This window comes from Ruegeria halocynthiae, assembly GCF_900106805.1.
Classification (GTDB): domain Bacteria; phylum Pseudomonadota; class Alphaproteobacteria; order Rhodobacterales; family Rhodobacteraceae; genus Ruegeria; species Ruegeria halocynthiae.
In genome coordinates this window covers 1,215,457-1,235,256 of the sequence record NZ_FNNP01000001.1, presented here as the reverse complement: position 1 = coordinate 1,235,256, position 19,800 = coordinate 1,215,457, and the positions used below count along the sequence as shown (strand labels likewise).

19 protein-coding genes and 1 riboswitch are annotated in these 19,800 nt (G+C 59.8%); of the genes, 3 read left to right on the top strand and 16 right to left on the bottom strand.

What is annotated here, in order from left to right; all coding sequences use genetic code 11:
* Nucleotides 1-108 precede the first annotated feature (108 nt).
* The 9 genes from BLU89_RS06270 to cbiE form a co-directional block, all read right to left on the bottom strand.
* A complete protein-coding gene (locus BLU89_RS06270) occupies nt 109-1,293 on the bottom strand; it encodes a CaiB/BaiF CoA transferase family protein (RefSeq protein ID WP_074735339.1) in 1,185 nt (394 codons plus the stop codon).
* Nucleotides 1,280-2,899 (bottom strand): thiamine pyrophosphate-binding protein, encoded by a 1,620-nt coding sequence (locus tag BLU89_RS06265; RefSeq protein WP_074735337.1) that lies wholly within the window; start codon nt 2,897-2,899, stop codon nt 1,280-1,282. The genes BLU89_RS06270 and BLU89_RS06265 overlap by 14 nt, the downstream gene beginning before the upstream one ends.
* Nucleotides 2,900-2,978: 79 nt before the next feature.
* Complete coding sequence (locus BLU89_RS06260) at nt 2,979-3,443, bottom strand: DUF302 domain-containing protein (protein WP_074735336.1); 465 nt, start codon at nt 3,441-3,443, stop codon at nt 2,979-2,981.
* Between the two features lie 58 nt (nt 3,444-3,501).
* The gene (cobF, locus tag BLU89_RS06255; protein WP_074736439.1) at nt 3,502-4,269 is read right to left on the bottom strand and encodes a precorrin-6A synthase (deacetylating); all 768 of its coding nucleotides are present in this window, start codon (nt 4,267-4,269) and stop codon (nt 3,502-3,504) included.
* A complete protein-coding gene (gene cobA / locus BLU89_RS06250; RefSeq protein ID WP_074735334.1) occupies nt 4,262-4,990 on the bottom strand; it encodes a uroporphyrinogen-III C-methyltransferase in 729 nt (242 codons plus the stop codon). The genes cobF and cobA overlap by 8 nt, the downstream gene beginning before the upstream one ends.
* Entirely contained in the window at nt 4,987-6,309 is a 1,323-nt protein-coding gene (locus BLU89_RS06245) for a cobyrinic acid a,c-diamide synthase CobB (protein WP_074735333.1), read from the bottom strand. Before BLU89_RS06245 ends, cobA begins: the two co-directional genes overlap by 4 nt.
* Complete coding sequence (gene cobM / locus BLU89_RS06240; RefSeq protein ID WP_074735331.1) at nt 6,296-7,090, bottom strand: precorrin-4 C(11)-methyltransferase; 795 nt, start codon at nt 7,088-7,090, stop codon at nt 6,296-6,298. Before cobM ends, BLU89_RS06245 begins: the two co-directional genes overlap by 14 nt.
* The gene (locus tag BLU89_RS06235) at nt 7,087-7,455 is read right to left on the bottom strand and encodes a cobalamin biosynthesis protein (RefSeq protein ID WP_074735330.1); all 369 of its coding nucleotides are present in this window, start codon (nt 7,453-7,455) and stop codon (nt 7,087-7,089) included. Before BLU89_RS06235 ends, cobM begins: the two co-directional genes overlap by 4 nt.
* Entirely contained in the window at nt 7,452-8,651 is a 1,200-nt protein-coding gene (cbiE, locus tag BLU89_RS06230; RefSeq protein WP_074735329.1) for a precorrin-6y C5,15-methyltransferase (decarboxylating) subunit CbiE, read from the bottom strand. The genes BLU89_RS06235 and cbiE overlap by 4 nt, the downstream gene beginning before the upstream one ends.
* Here cbiE and BLU89_RS06225 point away from each other — a divergent pair.
* Nucleotides 8,650-9,381, top strand: coding sequence for a cobalt-precorrin-6A reductase (locus tag BLU89_RS06225; RefSeq protein WP_074735328.1), 732 nt, complete (start codon nt 8,650-8,652; stop codon nt 9,379-9,381). The two genes, cbiE and BLU89_RS06225, sit on opposite strands and share 2 nt — an antisense overlap.
* Here the strand turns inward: BLU89_RS06225 and cobJ are convergent.
* From cobJ to BLU89_RS06190, 7 genes are read right to left on the bottom strand one after another with little or no spacing between them, the layout of a single operon-like run.
* Nucleotides 9,372-10,136 (bottom strand): precorrin-3B C(17)-methyltransferase, encoded by a 765-nt coding sequence (cobJ, locus tag BLU89_RS06220; protein ID WP_074735326.1) that lies wholly within the window; start codon nt 10,134-10,136, stop codon nt 9,372-9,374. The two genes, BLU89_RS06225 and cobJ, sit on opposite strands and share 10 nt — an antisense overlap.
* Nucleotides 10,133-10,861, bottom strand: coding sequence for a precorrin-2 C(20)-methyltransferase (locus tag BLU89_RS06215; protein ID WP_074735325.1), 729 nt, complete (start codon nt 10,859-10,861; stop codon nt 10,133-10,135). The genes cobJ and BLU89_RS06215 overlap by 4 nt, the downstream gene beginning before the upstream one ends.
* Nucleotides 10,858-11,487, bottom strand: a complete 630-nt coding sequence (locus BLU89_RS06210) for a precorrin-8X methylmutase (protein ID WP_074735323.1) — start codon at nt 11,485-11,487, stop codon at nt 10,858-10,860. The genes BLU89_RS06215 and BLU89_RS06210 overlap by 4 nt, the downstream gene beginning before the upstream one ends.
* Nucleotides 11,487-12,614, bottom strand: a complete 1,128-nt coding sequence (locus BLU89_RS06205; protein WP_083347681.1) for a cobalamin biosynthesis protein CobG — start codon at nt 12,612-12,614, stop codon at nt 11,487-11,489. The genes BLU89_RS06210 and BLU89_RS06205 overlap by 1 nt, the downstream gene beginning before the upstream one ends.
* A complete protein-coding gene (cobN, locus tag BLU89_RS06200) occupies nt 12,611-15,904 on the bottom strand; it encodes a cobaltochelatase subunit CobN (RefSeq protein WP_074735320.1) in 3,294 nt (1,097 codons plus the stop codon). Before cobN ends, BLU89_RS06205 begins: the two co-directional genes overlap by 4 nt.
* 3 nt (nt 15,905-15,907) lie before the next feature.
* Complete coding sequence (cobW, locus tag BLU89_RS06195; RefSeq protein ID WP_074735318.1) at nt 15,908-16,963, bottom strand: cobalamin biosynthesis protein CobW; 1,056 nt, start codon at nt 16,961-16,963, stop codon at nt 15,908-15,910.
* Nucleotides 16,960-17,340 carry a DUF1636 family protein gene (locus tag BLU89_RS06190; RefSeq protein WP_074735317.1) on the bottom strand — a complete coding sequence of 127 codons (381 nt, stop codon included), beginning with the start codon at nt 17,338-17,340 and terminating at the stop codon, nt 16,960-16,962. Before BLU89_RS06190 ends, cobW begins: the two co-directional genes overlap by 4 nt.
* Nucleotides 17,341-17,434: 94 nt before the next feature.
* Nucleotides 17,435-17,639, bottom strand: a riboswitch (cobalamin riboswitch).
* Between the two features lie 146 nt (nt 17,640-17,785).
* Between BLU89_RS06190 and BLU89_RS06185 the strand changes: the two genes are divergently transcribed.
* Nucleotides 17,786-18,745, top strand: coding sequence for an NAD(P)-dependent oxidoreductase (locus BLU89_RS06185; RefSeq protein WP_074735315.1), 960 nt, complete (start codon nt 17,786-17,788; stop codon nt 18,743-18,745).
* An 88-nt stretch (nt 18,746-18,833) separates the two neighbouring features.
* On the top strand, nt 18,834-19,763 hold the full coding sequence (locus BLU89_RS06180) for a hypothetical protein (RefSeq protein ID WP_074735314.1): 930 nt from the start codon (nt 18,834-18,836) through the stop codon (nt 19,761-19,763).
* The last annotated feature ends 37 nt before the right edge of the window (nt 19,764-19,800 follow it).

The following is a 19,800-nucleotide window of genomic DNA, read 5'->3' as shown; positions in this document are numbered from 1 at the left end:
ATCGACCCACCTCTCGAATTGGTGAAAGCTTGTGTGTGGAAAACGCGAAAAAAACCGCCGATTCAAAGGCATGTTTCAGCAACTTGCCGCCTAATCAGGCCGAGTGTTTCAATCTTCGAAGGGGTTTTTCGCGTTCAAAACGGCCTGTGTATCGGCTCCGCAGACCGGTGGCGCACTGCGATATGTTACAGGCGTGAGCGACAGATTCAGTGGATTCCCAATCAATTGAACTTCGCCAGGGGCGGCCTGCATCGTGATCTGCATCTGCCGGGCGGGAACCTGATCGGAGGCGAAAACCTGGTCCAGTGTTTGTACCGGACCAACAGGCACTTTCAGGTCTTCCAGACCTGCGATCACGCTGCGCGTGTCCAACGTTTGAACCGCTGGGCGCAGGACCGCATTTAACGCGTCCCGGTTTTCAAGTCGGGCTGGGTTGGTGGCAAATTGGGGATCGTCAGCAAGTTCTGGTTTCTCGATGAAACTACAAAACCTTCTGAATTGGCTGTCGTTTCCAACCGCAAGAATCACATGCCCGTCGCTGGTTGCATAAACTTCGTAGGGAACAATATTGGGGTGCCCATTGCCGCGTCGCTGGGGGACATTGCCTGAAGTCAGATAATTCACGCCTTCATTGATCAACCAGGCCACCTGAGAATCCACCAATGCGAGGTCAACTTGCTGACCCTCATCGGTCAGGTCACGGTGGCGAAGTGCCGCCAGAATACCGACGCAGGCATACATACCGCACATCACGTCAGCGATGCCAACGCCCACTTTCATCGGTGCCCCATCAGCATCCCCGGTCAGAGACATGATCCCGCCATAACCCTGCGCCATGAGGTCATAGCCGGGTTTCGATGCGTTGGGGCCGGTCTGCCCGTAACCTGAGATCGAACAGTAAACGAGGCTGGGGAATTCTTTGGAAATCGAGGCGTAGTCGAGCCCGTATTTAGCAAGACCTCCGGGTTTGAAATTCTCGATCAGAATATCGGCATGTGACGCCAATCGCCGGATTTCCGCCTGACCTTCCGCCGAGGCGATATCCAAGGCCACTGATTTCTTGTTGCGATTGGATGACATGAAATAGGCGCTCAGGTCCGAGCGGTTGCCCTCTGCATCCTCAACATAAGGAGGGCCCCATTGCCGCGTGTCATCACCTCCGGTCGCCGGGTTTTCGATTTTGATGACACTGGCACCCAAATCGCCCAGCAGCTGCGTACAGGTGGGTCCGGCCAGAATGCGCGACAAGTCCAATACCTTGACGCCCTTCAGCGGTCCTTCAGATGCGGCCATCATATCCTCCACGGTCAATTTCCGCAGCAATGACAGTGAATTTGTCGGCTTTCAATGCCTGATCCAGCGCAGAGCGCAATTCGTCGCGGTTCCGAACAGTGTGACCGTACCCTCCAAAGGCGCGCGCCAAGGCCGCAAAGTCGTGACGATCAAAATCCACACCGCGATTGCCCATCTGGCGCTGACGTTGCTTTAATTCGATCAGAGCCAGACTGGCGTCGACAAAAACGAGGAAAATCGGGTTGCCGCCCAACTCGGCGGCTGTCGACAGCTCTCCGGCGACCATAAGGAATCCGGCATCGCCCGAAAAGCTGATCACGGGGCGGTCAGGCTCGGCAAGTTTCAACCCGATCGCCATCGGGACCGCGCAACCCATGGTACAAAGCGCGGACGACTGGATCAGCCCACGCTCCTCCGAGCACTCCCACATTTGGCTAAGAAGAATACGGTGCGCACCGCTATCAGCAGTGGCAAGTGTCTTCGCCGGCAGCACGGTACGGGCTTCGGCAATGATTGCGGCTGGCCCCCAATCTTCGTCGGTTGGGAAGGCCTGTGTCAGCGCGTCCTTGACCTGATCCGGTTCACCATTTTGCCATGTCTTGCGTGCCGGGTTACCCTTGGCGATAGCCTCCAGAGTGGCACCTGTGTCGGCAACCAGATTGAGACCGGCCTGATGCATGTAATGATCGTTGATGACGGCCGAAATATCGATGACGCGCTTATTTTCCGTGTCCCATATCTCGCGCCAGCCGGGGCGCATTTCGATAGGGTCATAGCCTAGGCAAAATACCAGATCGGCCTGTTCGACCAATGGCACCAGATACTTGTCGGCCAGAGGCGACAGCCCCGCCCCACCTAAACACAACGGATGATCCTCGGGCACCACGCCCTTGGCTTTGTAGGTGGTGACGAAGGGAATGTCGAAATGTTCGAGGAAAGCGCGCACAACGCAACGCGAGTCATCATAGAGGACATCCAAGCCGATGATTGCCAGAGGGCGCTCAGCCTCGGCTACCCAGCGACGCGCTTTTTCAAGACATTCACCGCCGGGCGCAACAGTGGCTGGTTTGATCAACCGGCGGCGCTTTGTATTCGAAACCCGGATGTCTGCGACCGAGATAGGCACGTCAATGTGAACCGGTCCTGGGCGCGGCTGATTGGCCAGCGACACCGCCTTATCCGCGATGATATCGGCCCCGTCAGCAGTCAGCATGAACGTGCCTTTGGTGATTGAGTGATAGACCTGCGCGTGATCCATTACCTGATGGGTGTAGGTCAGCGCCTCATCCGCATCGACACATCCGGTCAGCACGATCATCGGAACGCGATCCTGCAGAGCGTTCGCAACCACGTTGATTCCATTCATTGCGCCGGGGCCAAGCGTGGCCACCAGAATAGCGGGCGCCCCATCGCGATGGTGCACGGCTTCAGCCATGAAACCGGCGGCATTTTCGTGCTTGGCCAGATGAAAGGTGATGCCGGCGCTTTCCAGCGCATCAATCAAGGTCAGAACCTCACCGCCGGGCATACCAAACGCGTGGCGGCATCCAGCCTCAAAAAGGCGTTGTGCCAACAGATCCGCAGCGCGGGGGGACAGGTCCTGCATTAATCAAGCTCCGACAAAGTTATCTTTCAGCAGATTGCGGAGGACGCGACCGGACGCAAGCAGCTTCACGTCAGTGTGACTATTTGACGGCGCTTTCCGCCACGGCTTGAAACTTTGCGTCCAGTTCAACGGCGATCTCTCGCAGCCGCTCTCCGCCTTCATCTGAATATGGGGCAAACACAAAGCTTGGGGTCTTGTATGACAGGGTCGCGGTGCCATTCTCATTCTCGGTCACGTAGAACCGAATGGGCGCCTCGATCATCGCATTGACCGAGGTTTCCAGAACCCGCACCGCATAGTCGTTGTTGAATGCGCCGATCACCAGGTTGCCCGGAATGGTGATACCACGCGCCGCGGCGGCTTTGGTCGGCCCGGCCTGCGTCACAACAATCAGGCCATTTTCCTTCACGGCTGCCTTGGTGTCACCGACCAGCTCGTCATAGCTTTTGTCGCTGGGATAAACCGCCCACCCCGAAAGTGGTTCGATGCTGTCGGCCCAGGCGGGCAGGGCCAGCAGGAATATTACAGTCCAGAACGCCTTCATCTTCTTCCCTCCCTTGGGTGATCGGGGAATTGATGGCAGAAAAGCGATGAAACCGTGCTCACAATCCTGTGGGTCCGGTAGATCGCTTTGTGCGTTTGTTCAGCAGGTAAACATCCATGATCCAGCCATGGTCAGAGCGCGCGTTGGCACGGGTATCCAGAATTTCCTGTGCAACATCCGACAACGGCCCCTTGATCAGAATCTCTTCTTTCATGCCCACATAAGCCCCCCACCAGATGTCGTAGTCTGCCATCTCGAGGCTTTGGAACGAGCATTCGCCATCCAGCATCACAGCGACTTTCGAGGCTGCATCAGGCCAACCCTCATCGCGAATTCGGCGCCCTGTGGTCACAACATAAGGGGCGCCAAGGTCATTGATTGGGATCGCATGGGCCGCTGTGAGCGCCTGCAACGCCGTTATGCCGGGCACCACGCGGACATTCGGTTGCGGCGCCAGCCGTGCAGCGATCCGCAATGAGCTGTCATAAAGCGACGGATCACCCCAGATCAGCAAAGCCACGTTTTGCGCGTCGGGGTGCGCAGAAATCGCCTCTTGCCAGCGCAAAGCGATAGTATCGTGCCATTCATCAACACCGCGCAGATAGCCATCATCGGCTCGGCGTTTTGGAATGTCGAAATAGGCAATAACCGGAGCGGTATCCGTGACCTGGGCAATGATATCTTCGCGCAACCCGGCCAGATCGGCTTTGTTCTCTCCTTTGCGCGGGATCAGGATCAGATCCGCCGCCCTGATCGCCTGCGCGCCTTGATAGGTCAGGTGGTCAGGGTTGCCGGTGCCGATCCCGATCAAGTTCAGGTCAAACATCATCGAACTCTGCCAGTGGGCCATACAAAATCAGCGCCGGGGCGGTTCCGATCTCGGCGCGCAGCTTTTCAGACAGCTCTCCGATTGTCGATCGATGCAGCGACTGATCAGGGGTCGAAACAGATTCGGCCATCAACGCGGGAGTATCCAGGGGCAGACCATGCGCGTTCAAAGCCTCTGCCAGTAAGGGAAAAGTGCGCTTGCCCATAAACACCACAGTCGTCGCGCCTGCATCAGCCAGAGCTGGAAGGTTCAGATCAGCCGGTAACTTGCCGCTGACGTCATGCCCGGTGACGAACTGAACGCGACGTGCAGTCAGGCGTCGCGTCAGGGGGATCCCAGCGGCTGCGGCTGCTGCAATGGCCGAAGGGATGCCGGGTATGATCTCATATTCGATTCCGGCGGCCTGCAGTGCGACCAATTCTTCTTCCAGACGCCCGAACAAACCTCCATCACCTGATTTCAACCGTACGACACGCTGGCCGGTCTGGGCATATTCCACCAGCAACCGGCTAACGTGATCCTGCTTGGGCGAGGGTCGTCCAGCGCGTTTGCCGACGCCAACCAGATCCGCATCGTCACGCGCATGAGACAGGATCGGGCCACTGCTTAGATCATCGAACAGCACTGCATCGGCCTTCTGCATCCGGTCTACGGCCTTGAGCGTCAGCAGCTCCGGATCACCCGGACCGGATCCGATGAAGGAGACAAATCCGGTCATGCCGAGGCCTCCGCAATCAGGTGAAAGAACGTACCTGTAACATTGCCGCGTCGCGAACCGGTCTGCGGGCCCTCGGCGCCTTCTGCATCGAACACGCGTGCCAGTGGCGCGTCTGGCTGTTCGATGATCGAGGAATAGTGAAACTCATGACCTCTCAAGGCAGCACCTGTTGCAAATCCCGGCATCGGAGACAGTAGTTCAGCCTTGCGATAACCGAGGTTGAACTTGCGCTTCTGATAAGACGTCTTCAAACCCAACAACCCTGCCATCTGATGTGAGGCGCCGTCCTTGTCGACCAAGACTTCTCCCAACGCCATGTACCCGCCGCACTCTCCATGTATGGGCCGGGTGTTTGCGTGTTTCCGCAATCCAGACAAGAAGGTATCCGCTGCTGCCAGCGTCCCGGCATGGAGCTCCGGATATCCGCCGGGTAGCCAGACCAGATCGGCGTCCGCGGAAGGAGCCTCGTCTGCCAGCGGGGAAAACGGTAAAATCTCTGCCCCCGCACTGCGCCAACCTTCTAGAAGGTGCGGATAGGTGAATGAGAACGCCTCATCCCGGGCCAGTGCAATACGTTGCGCAGGAGGTTGCGGTAGCGCGACTGACGATGGCCCATAAGGGCCTGAGGAGGCCGCCCGTTTGATCGCATCCAGATCGACATGCTCGCGCAGAAATGCTGCGTATCCGGCAATTGCGGTTTCCAAATCGGGGTGTTCGACCGCCTGAATCAGACCTAAATGACGCTCGGGCAGGGTCAGATCGCCCCGGCGCGGAAGAACTCCCAGAACAGGCAGTCCGGCACGTTCCATGCCCAGTCGGGTCAGACGCTCATGGCGCGGGCTGGCACAGCGGTTCAGGATGACACCGGCAAAGGGCAGGTCAGGGTTGTACATCCGAAACCCAAGCGCGGTCGCCGCAGCCGATTGCGCCTGACCCCCGACATCCAGAACCAGAACGACCGGCCATCCCAGGCGCAGTGCTGTCTCGGCGCTCGACCCATGGCCCAGCTCTCCGGGCTTGGCAACACCGTCGAACAAGCCCATCGACCCTTCGGCTACCACGATATCCGCACCCGCTGCCTGTGCCGAAATTGCGCCCAACAGGGGATCGCCCATCGCCCAGCTGTCCAGATTGAACGAGGCGCGCCCCGCCGCAGCCCGGTGAAATGCCGGGTCGATATAGTCCGGCCCACTCTTGAACGGTTGCACGATCAGACCGTCTTCGGCCAATGCGCGCAAAAGCCCCAGCATGACGGTGGTCTTGCCAGTGCCCGATGACGGTGCGGAAATCAGAAGGCCCGGAGGGTTAGTCATCACCATGGCTCCAACTTGACCACGGGCTATCAGCGCTTTGCGGGCGATAGCGGCGGTCGTAGGTTTTGGAATACAGGCAGCTTTCGTCGAAGCCTTCGCCTGCCAGTGCGGGGCCGACCATGATCAGTGCGGTGCGTGAGATGCTGTTGTCCAGCGCGTCTTTCAACGTGGACAGGGTCGCGCGGATGATCCGTTCGTCCGGCCAACTTGCGCGATAGACCACCGCCACCGGACAATCCAGGCCGTAGGCTGGCGTCAGATCCTCGATGACCTTGTCCAGATTGCCGATCGATAGGTGGATGGCCAGCGTTGCACCCGTCCGGGCAAAATTTTCCAATGTCTCGCCTTCGGGCATCGAGGACGCGCGCCCGGGTGTACGAGTCAGCACTACAGATTGCGCCAAACCCGGAAGCGTCAGTTCGGTTCCCAATGACGCGGCGGCTGCGGCAAAGGACGGGACACCGGGCGTGACACTGATCGGGATTCCCATTTCTTTCAGCCGTCTGATTTGCTCACCCATTGCGGACCAGACGGACAGGTCGCCGGAATGCAGCCTTGCCACGTCTTGCCCGGCTTTGTGCGCAGATTCGATCTCGGCCATGATCTGTCCCAGATCCATTGGCGCGGTGTTCACGATCCTTGCCCCTTGGGGGCAGTGGCCCAGAATTTCTTCGGGAACCAATGAGCCCGCATACAGGCACACCGGGCAGGACGCGATGATATCGCGCCCACGCAGAGTCAGCAGATCGGCAGCGCCTGGTCCGGCGCCAATGAAATGAACGGTCATGAGTGTCCTCCGATGGCGACGGCGCAGGTTGCAAGCCGGTCGTCCGAGATTTGTCTGGGTGAAATCAACCGCGCGCCGGGCCCGGCGGCAGCAAGCGCGGATGCCTCAGCCACGCTGCCCGTACCATATGTGGCACGGCTGCGAGGTGAGCAGGTGAGGGTGCGATGTCCGGCAAGATCATCTGCCGGGATGAAATGAACCGGCACAGAAATTGAATCGGCCAACGTGGTGATGGCTGTATGCCCGTCCTTATCCGCGACAGTTGCCAAAGCGTCCGGGGTTTGCCCATCCGTGGCCAATTCCAGGGCGGACCGCAGGCTGGCCAGCGTGGCAGAAGACGAAAAACCGAACCCGGCAACGATCATAGTGTGAGACCCCATTGCACCACCGGGTAGGCCGACTTCCAGCCGCGCCGGGGGCCAAGTGCCGAAGCCTGTGCCAGTTCGATGCGCAGAAGGTCTCCGCCAAGCTTGTCATGCCACTCGGCCAGAAGTGCCTCGCTTTCCAGGGTCACCGCATTTGCGATCACCCGGGTTCCGGCCGAAAGGTTCTGGTGAAGCCAATTCAGCAAATTCGCACTCAGTCCGCCACCGATGAAAACCGCATCCGGCTGATCGAGACCCACCAACGCCTCGGGGGCGGTGCCATGAATCACCTGCAACCGATCCTGTCCAAGCGCGTCCGCATTGCGACGGATACGTTCGGCCCGATCCGCGCGCGGCTCGATTGTGGTAGCGCTCAGCGTTGGATCACACATCAGCCATTCGATGCTGATTGACCCGGTTCCACCACCGATATCCCACAGATGCTCACCCCTCTGCGGAGCCAGAGCCGAGAGCGTCAGCGCGCGGATGGGGCGTTTGGTGATCTGGCCGTCAGTCTCGAAAATTTCATCTGGTTTACCCGAAGCCTTGGGAAAGGCCTGTCCCGCCCCGGCGACGTCAATCCCGACACAGACCGGGTGCTCGAACGTTCCAAGCAGGGCTTCGGTCAAAGACACGCTGCGTGCCCGCTCGCGGGGACCGCCAAGCGCCTCCATCACATGCAGGGCGCAATCGGCAAAGCCGGTCTCACCCAGATAAGTTGCAAGCTCAGCCACGGCTTTGCCATCACGCAGCAAAAGAATGGCGCGCAGGCCAGGTGCCAGATGCGGACGCAGGCGTGTCAGCGGAGCGGCGTGTAAGCCAAAGGTCAGCGTGTTCTCAAGAGGCCAGCCCAGTCGTGCAGCCGCCAGCGAAAAAGTTGACTGACCGGGCAGGGCGGCCCATTCGGCAGCGTCGAAATTGCGCGCGATAACCGACCCCGCGCCAAACCAGAACGGATCGCCAGAGGCAAGAACCACAGTGCGGCGTCGGCGCAACCCAGTCAGGATCGGCAGGCCGTCGGCAAAGGGAACCGGCCATTCAATCCGCTCGGCCTTGCTGTTCGGGATCAGAGACAGGTGACGCGGCGGACCCATGACGACCTCGGCGCGATCCAGCACTTGACGGCTTGCGGGGGACAGGCCATCCAGTCCATCTTCTCCCAAACCCAAAACGGTCAGCCACGGAGTTTCAGACATGCCCAACCTCCTGATTCTTGGTGGTACGACCGAAGCGAATGCTCTGGCAAAATCTGTCGCCGAGCAAGGTATTCCGGCCACCTATTCTTATGCCGGGCGTGTCGATACCCCCCGCCCGCAGCCCATACCGACGCGTGTGGGCGGGTTTGGTGGCGCGGAAGGGCTGGCGCGCTATGTCCGCGATCATGGGATCAGCCATGTTGTCGATGCGACCCATCCCTTTGCAGCGCAGATGAGTGGCAATGCGGTCGAAGCTTGCGCTGCGACTGCAACGTCGTTGGCCGCACTGACCCGACCTGCCTGGGTCGCGCAAGAGGGCGACAATTGGCAGCACGTACCGGATATCGACGGTGCGGTTGACGCCCTGTCCGGCCCGGCCCGGCGCGTGTTTCTGGCCGTTGGCCGGTTGCACCTTCAGGACTTCGCGGTCCAACCCCAGCATCGCTATCTGCTGCGGCTGGTGGATGAACCGGAATCCGTGCCGTTGCTGAACTGCGACGTGGTTGTTTCGCGCGGGCCGTTCAATTTTGATGAGGATCGGGCGCTGATGGAGCGACATGGTACGCAGTTGATCGTGTCCAAGAACGCGGGCGGCACCGGCGCGCGGGCCAAGTTGGACGCCGCGCGGGCATTGGGACTGCCGGTTCTGATGATCGACCGTCCGGTTCTGCCGCAGCGGACAGAATTGGCGAAGGTCGAACAGGTCTTGGATTGGTTGGCTCATACCTGATCCCTGACGGCTGTGAACCTCGGCGTGTAGACAATCGGAGAGCTGTCGCGCTCGATCACGCGAGTCAGGGAAGAGCCGACGATCACGACGGTCTGCATGTCGGCCATATCAGGCGTGGCCTCGGCCAAGGTCGAGATACGCAATGCCTCATCCGCGCGCGATACCGCGCGAGCGAATAGAATCAGGCGTTCCGGTTCGCACTCTTCACGCAGGATTTCCAACGTCTTTACAAAACCTTCCGGGCGGGACTTGGATCGGGGGTTATAGAACGCCATGGCAAAATCCGCCTGCGCGGCGAGGCGCAGACGCGTTTCAATCAGTGACCAGGGCTTCAGATTGTCGCTAAGGTTGATGGCGCAGAAATCATGTCCCAGAGGGGCCCCGGCACGAGCCGACGCTGCCAGCATTGCAGTGATCCCTGGCAGAACGTCGATGGGAATGTCGCGCCATTCGACGGGGCCGTTTTCCAGTGCCTCAAAAACGGCGGCGGCCATCGCGAAAACGCCGGGGTCACCGGATGAGACCACAACGACGCGCTTTCCTTCTGACGCCATTTGCAGTGCGTGCCGAGAGCGGTCGATCTCGACGCGGTTATCGCTGGCGTGTAGGGTCAATCCCTCGCGCTGGGCCACGCGGGCTACGTAAGGGATATACCCCACAATATCCGTTGCATCGGCCAGTGCAGCGCTTACCTCGGGTGTCACCAGCGCTTCGCTTCCCGGTCCAAGCCCTGCGATTTTGACCCAACCGTTCATGGACGCCGCCCCTGACCATGAACCAGAATGATCGAGAAATAAGGCGTGATCCCTTCACAGTTCTCAGACAGTTTGCAGACCCTCTGATTTGGCATTTGCGCGTATTCCACGATCCACGCACGGTCATAGAGGTCTGCTTTTTTCAATGCGCGTTTCACCTTGTCGAAATTGCGCCCGATCTTCATCACCACCAGCGCGTCAGTCTGCGCCATGCGCTCGGTCAGCGTGTCTTCGGGCAGTGTGCCGACTAAAACGGTCAGCACGTCATCACCCCAGGTTATGGGGTCGCCAGTCGCGGTCCAGGCGCCGGACATACCGGTAATGGCAGGTACAACTTCGACATCCGCTTTGTCGCGCAACCGATTGTAAAGATGCATGAATGACCCATAGAAGAATGGATCGCCCTCGCACAGGACAACGACATCGTCACCCTGTTCGACAAGCGACTTCAGATGGGCCGCACAGTCTTCGTAAAACACCGATAGGAGTTCGTTGTATCTTGGGTCCGTGACCGGAATTTCGGTAGTGACAGGATATTCCATCGGAAACTCGATCGCATCACCCAATATCATTCCATTGACGATCTTGCGCGCCTGGCCGCTGCGGCCGGGTTTGCGAAAAAATGCAACATGGCGTGCATTGCGCAACAGACGGTCTGCACGGACGCTCATCAGATCCGGATCACCGGGGCCGAGGCCTACGCCGAATATTTTGCCCGCGCTCATTCCGCGCGGCTCGCGATGGCGTTGATGGCGGCTACGGTAATGGCGCTGCCACCCAATCGACCCTTGACGATGCAGGAGGGTACGGGTTGCGCTTGCCACAGCGCATCCTTGGATTCGACGGCTCCGACAAAGCCGACTGGGCAGCCGATGATGGCGGCAGGGCGCGGGCAATCCGGGTCTTCCAGCATGTTCAGCAGGTGGAACAGGGCGGTGGGGGCGTTGCCGATGGCGACCACGGCGCCTTCCAACTTGGGGCGCCACAGTTCCAGCGCAGCGGCGGAACGGGTGTTGCCCATCTCGGCGGCCAGAGGGCGGACGCGTTCGTCATGCAGGGTGCAGATTACCTCGTTGTCCGCGGGCAGGCGGAACCGGGTCACGCCTTCACTGACCATGCGGGCATCGCACAGGATTGGTGCGCCAGCTTCCAGTGCAGTACGAGCGGCACGGACAAAACCGGGCGAGAAATGCACGAATTCCTCAAGCCCGACCATCCCGGCGGCGTGAATCATGCGTACGGCGACCTGCTCTTCATCAGCGTCGAAACGGGCCAGATTAGCTTCTGACCGGATAGTGGCAAAGCTTTGCTTGTAGATGGCCGCGCCGTCGGTTTCGTATTCATAGGGCATCAGGTCAGGTCCATGGTCATAAGTGTTTCAGGCGTCAGCCCGCGCTTGCTGGGCTCATCCCCCGCGCGGCCTTGTTTGACAAGATCAAATCGACCGTTGTGACCGACTAAAGTTACATCAGCAGACCCCATCCGGGCGCAGCCTTTGGAGCAACCCGAGACATGTAGGCTGCCAGCGACCCGCGGCGCCAGAGCTCGGGCGATGTCGCGGGTTGCCACGTGCGCCTGCGGACAGAGCGGAGCCCCCGGGCAGGCGTCGGTGGTCATCAAGGGATCGGTGCCATCGGTGACAAATTCGGGGGCCGGAATCCTTTCCCCGTCTTCCAGCAGGATCAGCCTCCACGGTGTGACCCGCAAGGCGGATGCGCCGCTGTTTTCGAGAAGCTCACCAAGGTGCCGCGCGGGCAGTTGTCCGAATGCAGCGCCATAGAGCGAACCCAGTGTGCAAGGGCCTGGCTGAAGCGGTGCGCCAGAATGGCCCGGAGCGCTACCTTGCCACGTGTCGGGCAGGTCAAACGCGGTGATCACACGGGCCATGCGGCGGGTTTCGGTAGTGTGGTTTTCAGCAAACCAGCGTGCCAATGCGATCAATTGGTCAATCGCGTCAACATCTGAGACCAGCCGCCCGGTTTCAGCTCCATCTGCGCGCAAGATCAGACCTTCCGCGCCAGTCTCAAGCCGGATATCCGCCGAAGCCTTTGCCAGCAAACGCTGTGGACCCGTATCGATTGCAAAGCCGAACTTGGCGGGCAGGGCGGGTAGCTCATTAAGCCGATCGGTCAATTCGCGTGCCAGACGTGCCGTCAAGTCGCCTGTCCGATAGAGAGGTGAGACCAGAATGTTGCGCCGCACTTCGATGCCGGGTTCAGCATCAAGCAGGTTTAGCGCAGCGAGCTCGGTCAGCAGGGATTGGTGATCAGCCTCGGATACGCCGCGCAGTTGCAGATTGGCGCGGTTTGTCAGGTCGATTGTGCCGTTGCCAAACCGATCGGCCAGTTTGCACAACCCCAAGGCTTGCTGAGTATCAAGTCGTGCCAGACGGGGGCGTACCCGTACGACCAGGCCGTCGCCCGACATCATTGGGCGATGCGCCCCGGGGCACCAGCCCTGGACGATGGGGGCGCTCACCCCAGCCCCTCCAGATCGGCACGGATCGAGTTCCGGCGTGTATCCCAGAGACCGGCTTCCAGCAATGCGCGGAACCGATCCTGCATGGCCTGATGAGCCTGCGGGTTGGCCTCTTGCAGGAAGGCCTCAACCTCTTCGTCGCCCAGCGTGGCATCGTGGTAAAGATCGAACAGATGTGGCGCGACCGTACCAGAGAGATGCGCGAACGAGGCCATGTGATCTAGCGTCGCCGCGATCTCGGCTGCTCCCCGGAACCCGTGTCGCCGCATTCCGGCGATCCAGCCAGGATTGGCGGCGCGTGCGTGAACGACGCGGCTGATTTCCTCGGGCAGGGTGCGCGCGCGCGGGGTCTCTGGGTTGGTGTTGTCCAGATGATAAAGCTGTGCGCGACCGCCGGTGAGGTTCTTGGCGGCAGCAAACCCGGCCTCATGCGTGGCGTAATCATTGGCCAACAGCAGGTCTGTTTCCGTCAGGTCCTGCAGGTGCACGAAGCTGTCTGCGTTGGCAACGCGTTGGGTGATACCGTCCTTGTCCTGTGCAATATGCTCGCCTTCCAACGCGAAAGAGCTGGCTTCAAGCCAGGCCTCACCGGCCTGTGCGCGCGCTTCATCTGTATAGGTCTCGGACAGGTGGGTCATGTTCAGGCCATAACTGCCAGGAGCGGGGCCAAAAACCCGTGCCGCAGGGGCTTGCCCGGCGTAAGGATTCCAGTCTTGCGCTTCATCGCGCGCTGACAGCGCCCGCACGGCCTGACCATAAAGAGCTGAGAGCGTCGGGAACACATCGCGGAACAAACCCGACACCCGTAGGGTCACGTCCAGACGCGGGCGGCTGAGCTCAGTGATCGGTAGAACTTCGATGCCCGAGACCCGCTCGGACCCTTTGTCCCAGACCGGCTTCACGCCCAGAAGGTGCAGCGCCATGGCGAATTCTTCTCCGGCTGTGCGCATCGTGGCCGAGCCCCAGAGATCAATGATTAACCCATTGGGATAATCGCCTTCCTCTTGCAGATGCCGTCGCACCAGTTCTTCGGCTAGTTTCACGCCTTGTGTATACGCAGCACGGGTCGGCACCGAGCGCGGGTCGGTGGTGTAAAGGTTCCGCCCCGTCGGCAGTACATCTGTGCGACCGCGATAGGGGGAACCGGACGGCCCGGCCTCAATCCGTTTGCCCGCCAATGCGTCGATCAAAGCGCGGCGCTCGGCATGTGCCGAAGGGGCGGGATCGAAATTGCACGTTACGTCCGGAACCCGACCAAAGATGTGCAGCCCGTCGCCAAACTGGCTTTCCTTGATGTCGCAGACAAAGCGGTCGATGCGGGTGATCGCTTCGGCGATGCAGGTGGCCTGATCGAGACCAAGATCGCGCTCCAGCCCGATGGCCCGCGCCTCATCCCGGATATCCTCCTGCAGACGGTCGCGGCGTTTCGGGTCCAAGCCGTCCGCATTCGAGAACTCATCCAGCAGCGATTCCAGCCGCACCATCCGGTCAGGCGTACCGCTTTCTTTCAGGGGCGGAGGGACATGGCCCAGCGTTACAGCTCCGATCCGGCGCTTGGCCTGCGCGGCCTCGCCGGGGTCGTTGACGATGAAGGGGTAGATCACCGGCAGTTCACCGATCAGAGCCTCGGGCCAGCATTCATGGGACAGCGCGACCGACTTACCGGGCAACCATTCCAGTGTGCCATGCGCACCGATATGAATCAGAGCATCCGCGCCGAGGCTTTTGCGCAACCAAAGGTAGAACGCAACGTAGCTGTGGCGCGGTGTGCGAGAGAGGTCGTGATAGTCGTCATCCCGCAGTTCAGGCGTTCCACGTTCGGGCTGTAGCGCGACCAGCGCCTTGCCACGACGCAGCGCAGTGAACCGGAACGCACCGTCTGCGAACGTGGGGTCGTGCTCGGGGCTGCCCCAGACGGTTTGCAGGTCGGTACGCAGTTGTTCTGGCAAGTTCGAAAGCGCAGTAAGATATTCCGCCAACGGCCAGGAAATGCGCGCATGTAAGAGCGTTTCGGCAATCGGCTCGGCCGGGGCTGTATCGTAGCCTTCATCCTGAAGGTCGCACAGAATTGCCTCGGCCGAGGCAAGAGCATCCAGACCCACCGCATGGGCCATCTGCCAGTCCTTGCCGGGATAGGTGGACAGGACCAAGGCGGGCACCTGATCAGCTTTGGGCTTTTCGCGCAGGTTCAGCCAACCGGTCACGCGGTCGATGATCGCCTCGATCCGCTCGGGCTCTGCCCGGTGGGCAAAGCGGGCGTATTCCAGATGCGGATCACGTTTGCCAGGTTCTTTGAACGAGGCGATGCCGGCAGAAATCCGACCATCCACCTCGGGCAGCACGACGTGCATGGCAAGGTCCGCAGGCGACAGCCCGCGTTCCGACTCGGCCCATGCCTTACGGCGCGAAGTGGACAGCGCGACCTGAAACACCGGCACTCCTCCAGCATCCAACGGAGACGTGCCCGATGCGCCCTTGCCGGAAAAGGACGTGGCATTGATGATCGCCGAGGGCCTCATATTCACGATGGTTTCGCGCAGCCAATCGGCGGCAGCGGGGGTTTTCAGTGAAGGCGCGTAGAGACCGACGGTTTCGAAACCACGCGCACGCAGGCAGCGGATCAAAGCCGCGATAGGGGCCGTGTCAGCCGCGGTAAGGTAGGCGCGGTAGAAGGTCACGAGGATACGTTTTGCCTCTCCAACGAACGCGTTGTCCGCCGGGATCACCCCACGATCCGGGCACCACGCACCGTAGTTAGGCAGCGTCTTCGCCCCCATCACCGGCCCCGCATAAAGCCCCGCCGCCAGCGCCACCTGCGCCAAAGCAGCCTGCGCCGCGACCTCTCCGCCAGCATCACACAGATGCGCCAGCCGCCGCAGGGTTGAGACAGGCAGGGTCGAGTAGTCGTCCAGCTTTGTATCCTCGCGCCCATCCGCAGGTAGAACGGCCAGAGCGATGCCCTTGGCCTGCGCCAGGGCCAGAACCTGCTGCAACCCATAAGACCAATAGGGAACACCGCCGATCAGACGGATCAGGATGCCCTTGGCGCCATCTAGTGTCTGTTCGATGTAAGTGTCGACCGAGAGGGGATGTTTCAACGCCGTCAGGTTTGCCAGCCGCATCGTTGGCATCCGCCCCTCGGGCCCGCCACCGCGATGCCAGCCTGCCGCGAAAGCGCCGAGGTCACTGTCCGAGAATGACAGGATCACCAAATCCGCCTGGCTCTGGCCCAGATCGGTTGGGGTCTCGGTTTCCTCTAACCCGTGGCTTTCGCGGAAGACGACGTGCATAATTTACTCGGCGGCCTCTCGCACACCCACAAGGATGTCGCGGATCGCGGCTTCTTTGATGTTGTCGTGTTCGGCAATGACCACCAGACGCGAGCGGCGCTCTTCTCCGGGTTCCCACAGGCGGTCGTATTGATGACGAACACGGGCACCGACGGCCTGCACCAGCAAGCGCATCGGTTTGCCGTGAACGGCGGCATAGCCTTTGACTCGCAAGATGTTCAGCTCGTTGGCCAGCCGTTCAATATTGGCGACCAGCGCTGCCGGATCGGTCTGTTCGGGTAACTCGACGATGATGCTTTCGAAATCGTCATGCTCGTGGTCGTGATGACCGTCATGATGCGACGGACGGGCGTCCATGTCATCTTCGGCGGCGGCTTCCAGCCCCAGCACGACGCGGACATCCACCGCACCTTCGGCGACCTCGACCACGGGCAGCGGGCGCGGCGCTTCGGCGGCGATGATTTCTTTTGCTTTGGCTACACCCTCGGGCCCGGCCAGATCAGGTTTGGTCAGCAAGATGATGTCGGCGCACGAAATCTGATCCTCGAACACTTCGGACAAAGGCGTCTCGTGGTCGATCGAATCGTCAGCCAGGCGCTGGGCGTCCACTGCTGCAACATTCGGGGCAAAGCGACCGGCGGCGACAGCCTCGGCGTCGGCCAGCGCAATCACGCCATCGACAGTAATTTTTGAGCGGATATCCGGCCAGTCGAAAGCCTTCAACAGCGGTTTGGGCAAAGCAAGGCCTGAGGTTTCGATCAGGATGTGATCAGGGCGTGGTTCAAGTGCCATCAGCGCTTCAATCGTGGGTATAAAATCATCAGCCACGGTGCAGCAGATGCAGCCATTGGCAAGCTCCATGATGTTTTCCGCCGGGCAATCGGGAATGGCGCAGGATTTCAGGATATCTCCATCGACGCCGACATCGCCGAACTCGTTGACCACAACGGCCAGACGCTTGCCCTGAGGGTTCTGCATCAAATGCTTGACCAACGTGGTCTTGCCTGATCCGAGAAAGCCGGTGATCACAGTAACGGGGAGTTTTTCGAGGTTGCTCATTTCAGGGCTCCAATCGGGGGAATGCGGGCCGCACAGTTTTTGCGGAAATGTTCGGGGCGCTCGCGCCATTTCACCAAGCCGTCTTCCGTGGCGAGGTACTTGGTTGCACCGTCGACAATGGTCTCAACGTGATCGGTTTCATTGAGATGTTCATAGACAAAGGTCCAGCGTGACAGGCCACCGCGCAGCACGATGGAACATCCTTCATCGCAATTTGACAGGCATTCGACGGCCTTTAGTGTAACGCCTTCGGGCAGATCGGCCTGTTCAAGCGCTTTGTGCAGCAATGCACCGGGCCGTTGCGCGTCATCTTCGACGGGCAACCCACGACGGCACGTGGTACAGACCAGCAACTCGACGGGTGCTGTCTCGGTCATGTCTCTCATCCCCCCAAATCCTCTTCGTGGGGGACGGGGTTTCATGCGGGCCACGTATTGCGACATGGACCCGACACCGGAACACCCCGTCCGGTTTCATCTTCGGGCGCTGGCAGGTCTCCCGGCTTGCGGATGTCAGGGCATTGCCCTGTCGGATGTCCCGCCTTCCCGGCCATTTGGCCAGTGGCTTTGGGCACCCTCTCCGGTCACGGTCGCGGGGGCGGCTGCGTTTCACGGATGACCGCTGACGCATTCCCTTTTCATCTGCTGTTGCAGACACCAACGCAAGGCTCATGCGGCACCTGCAGGCAGCTTGTCAAGCGTGTCGCGCAGTTCGGGCGAGCAGGGGGATGAAAAGCGACCTGTTCGCGTCGCTGCGCGGCATGATCCGATTGGGTGGACGTGCTGGCATGACCCACAAGTAGCAAACGGAGAGATTTGGTTCATGAAAGTTGGGTTTATCGGGCTGGGGAATGTGGGCGGCAAGCTTTCGGGTTCGCTGTTGCGCAATGGTATTGATCTGACGGTCCATGACCTGAATCCCGAATTGGTGGCCGAATTTGTAGCGCAAGGCGCCAAAGCCGCTGACGGTCCCGCCCATCTGATGCGGGATTGTGATGTGGTGATCACTTGCCTGCCATCACCTGCGGCCTCGGATGCTGTGATGCAGGAGATGCTGCCAGAGGTTAGCGCTGGTAAAATCTGGATGGAGATGTCCACAACCGACGAGGCCGAGGTCAAGCGGTTGGGCAACATGGTCATCGAGCGTGGCGGGGCGGCGGTGGATTGCCCGGTTTCGGGCGGATGCCACCGCGCTGCGACAGGCAACATATCGATTTTTGCGGGCTGCGACCGAGAAACCTTCGAACGGATATTGCCGTTTTTGACAACGATGGGGCGGCGTGTCTTGCATACAGGTGATCTCGGGTCGGCCTCGGTGCTGAAAGTGCTGACCAATTATCTGGCCACGGCCAATCTGATCACCTGCGCCGAGGCTCTGGTCACGGCCAAGGCGGCAGGAATGGATCTGGGAACAACTTACGAGGCGATCAAGATTTCCTCGGGCACGTCTTTTGTGCATGAAACCGAAAGTCAGGTCATCCTGAACGGGTCTCGCGATATCTCGTTCACTATGGATCTTGTCAAAAAGGACATCGGCCTGTTTCAGGAGGTCGCTGACCGTGCTGGCGTGCCGCTGGAAATTAACCCGGTAATGATCGGGATAGTCGAGGACGGTATCGCACGCTATGGCGATCGCGAACTTTCGCCGAACATCATCAAACGCCTCGAAGACGCCACGGGCATGACAATTCAGGCGCCGGGCTTCCCACCCGAAATGCTCGATGATGAACCGGAAGAGCCGGGTTATGAGGTGATCCCGCAAAATCGACAGAACATCAGCTAAGAACAGCTGACCCTTGGCAATGTGCCCTGCGGGCTGTAGCACCTTTAGGGAGTGAGCGTTCCGTCTTGGCTGCATCGGGCTGTTGGGTATGAAGGTAATATTTGCATATCGCATCGGCCAGAAAACAATGGGCGGTAAAGCGATGCGAGTCGATCAATTGGCCGCCATGGCCAACGCGCATTTGTCACACCGTTACACTTTCGAGGTTGCTTTAGCACCCAAGAGCGCACGGGCAAATGCGTGTCGGCGTTTTGTCGAGGGGTGCAAAGGTGCAATCGTGATTTTTCACAAAAGTGCGGCATCGAATCTGGGGCCGGAACTCAGAGCATCTTTGAAGAAGGTCGCTGCAGGAATTTGCGTGGATCATCTGGATGTAGTTGCAGGACCGTTTGAGCCCGGTTTCGTCGATGTTCACCTCGCCGCCTCGTATGAGAGCGAGCGGATGTTGTGCAAAGGATTGCCTGCGCTTGATCCAACCCCAGGTGCGCAGGTTCGGCATTTACGACATCACGCGGACCCACGCCTTGTGTCAGGGTCCGCACCGGTGAGCGGATTCAAGCTGGGATACTTTGGACTGCCCGAAAATGTGGTGCTGCCATCTGAGTTGGCGAAGGAGGCCGTTGTGCCTGGTTACAACGGCAAAGGGGATGTAAACGCGTTCATCGCACGCTTGTCAGAGGCCAATTTTCACATATGTACGCGTGATCCAAGCTCGGCTCTTACCCGTGGTATCTTGTCTTCCAAGCCATTTACAAAAGGCTTTAATGCAGCGGTGATCGGAGCAAATGTTTTGGTGAACCGGCAGGTCCATGATGCCGAGTATTATCTGGGCGCCGATTATCCCTACTTCGTCGACAGCACGGATGTTTCGGCAATCAGCGAAGGAGTTGAGCGCGCTTCCAAGGAATTTGGCGGCGCGCAATGGGGAATGGCGCAAACGCGAATGCTTGATGTGGCCCGTCAAGTTGCGCCGTCAGAGGTCATGGTCGAGTTGGACAAAATCCTGAGGCTATTCTAAACAGATCCACAATAGTCCGCAAACGGCACAGGCAAGA

What these genes read in the sequence shown, in the direction of transcription:
- BLU89_RS06270 (WP_074735339.1), bottom strand. Translation starts at nt 1,293, where the DNA reads ATGGCCGCATCTGAAGGACCGCTGAAGGGCGTCAAGGTATTGGACTTG.
- BLU89_RS06265 (WP_074735337.1), bottom strand. Translation starts at nt 2,899, where the DNA reads ATGCAGGACCTGTCCCCCCGCGCTGCGGATCTGTTGGCACAACGCCTT.
- BLU89_RS06260 (WP_074735336.1), bottom strand. Translation starts at nt 3,443, where the DNA reads ATGAAGGCGTTCTGGACTGTAATATTCCTGCTGGCCCTGCCCGCCTGG.
- cobF (WP_074736439.1), bottom strand. Translation starts at nt 4,269, where the DNA reads ATGTTTGACCTGAACTTGATCGGGATCGGCACCGGCAACCCTGACCAC.
- cobA (WP_074735334.1), bottom strand. Translation starts at nt 4,990, where the DNA reads ATGACCGGATTTGTCTCCTTCATCGGATCCGGTCCGGGTGATCCGGAG.
- BLU89_RS06245 (WP_074735333.1), bottom strand. Translation starts at nt 6,309, where the DNA reads ATGGTGATGACTAACCCTCCGGGCCTTCTGATTTCCGCACCGTCATCG.
- cobM (WP_074735331.1), bottom strand. Translation starts at nt 7,090, where the DNA reads ATGACCGTTCATTTCATTGGCGCCGGACCAGGCGCTGCCGATCTGCTG.
- BLU89_RS06235 (WP_074735330.1), bottom strand. Translation starts at nt 7,455, where the DNA reads ATGATCGTTGCCGGGTTCGGTTTTTCGTCTTCTGCCACGCTGGCCAGC.
- BLU89_RS06225 (WP_074735328.1), top strand. Translation starts at nt 8,650, where the DNA reads ATGCCCAACCTCCTGATTCTTGGTGGTACGACCGAAGCGAATGCTCTG.
- cbiE (WP_074735329.1), bottom strand. Translation starts at nt 8,651, where the DNA reads ATGTCTGAAACTCCGTGGCTGACCGTTTTGGGTTTGGGAGAAGATGGA.
- cobJ (WP_074735326.1), bottom strand. Translation starts at nt 10,136, where the DNA reads ATGAACGGTTGGGTCAAAATCGCAGGGCTTGGACCGGGAAGCGAAGCG.
- BLU89_RS06215 (WP_074735325.1), bottom strand. Translation starts at nt 10,861, where the DNA reads ATGAGCGCGGGCAAAATATTCGGCGTAGGCCTCGGCCCCGGTGATCCG.
- BLU89_RS06210 (WP_074735323.1), bottom strand. Translation starts at nt 11,487, where the DNA reads ATGCCCTATGAATACGAAACCGACGGCGCGGCCATCTACAAGCAAAGC.
- cobN (WP_074735320.1), bottom strand. Translation starts at nt 15,904, where the DNA reads ATGCACGTCGTCTTCCGCGAAAGCCACGGGTTAGAGGAAACCGAGACC.
- cobW (WP_074735318.1), bottom strand. Translation starts at nt 16,963, where the DNA reads ATGAGCAACCTCGAAAAACTCCCCGTTACTGTGATCACCGGCTTTCTC.
- BLU89_RS06190 (WP_074735317.1), bottom strand. Translation starts at nt 17,340, where the DNA reads ATGACCGAGACAGCACCCGTCGAGTTGCTGGTCTGTACCACGTGCCGT.
- BLU89_RS06185 (WP_074735315.1), top strand. Translation starts at nt 17,786, where the DNA reads ATGAAAGTTGGGTTTATCGGGCTGGGGAATGTGGGCGGCAAGCTTTCG.
- BLU89_RS06180 (WP_074735314.1), top strand. Translation starts at nt 18,834, where the DNA reads ATGAAGGTAATATTTGCATATCGCATCGGCCAGAAAACAATGGGCGGT.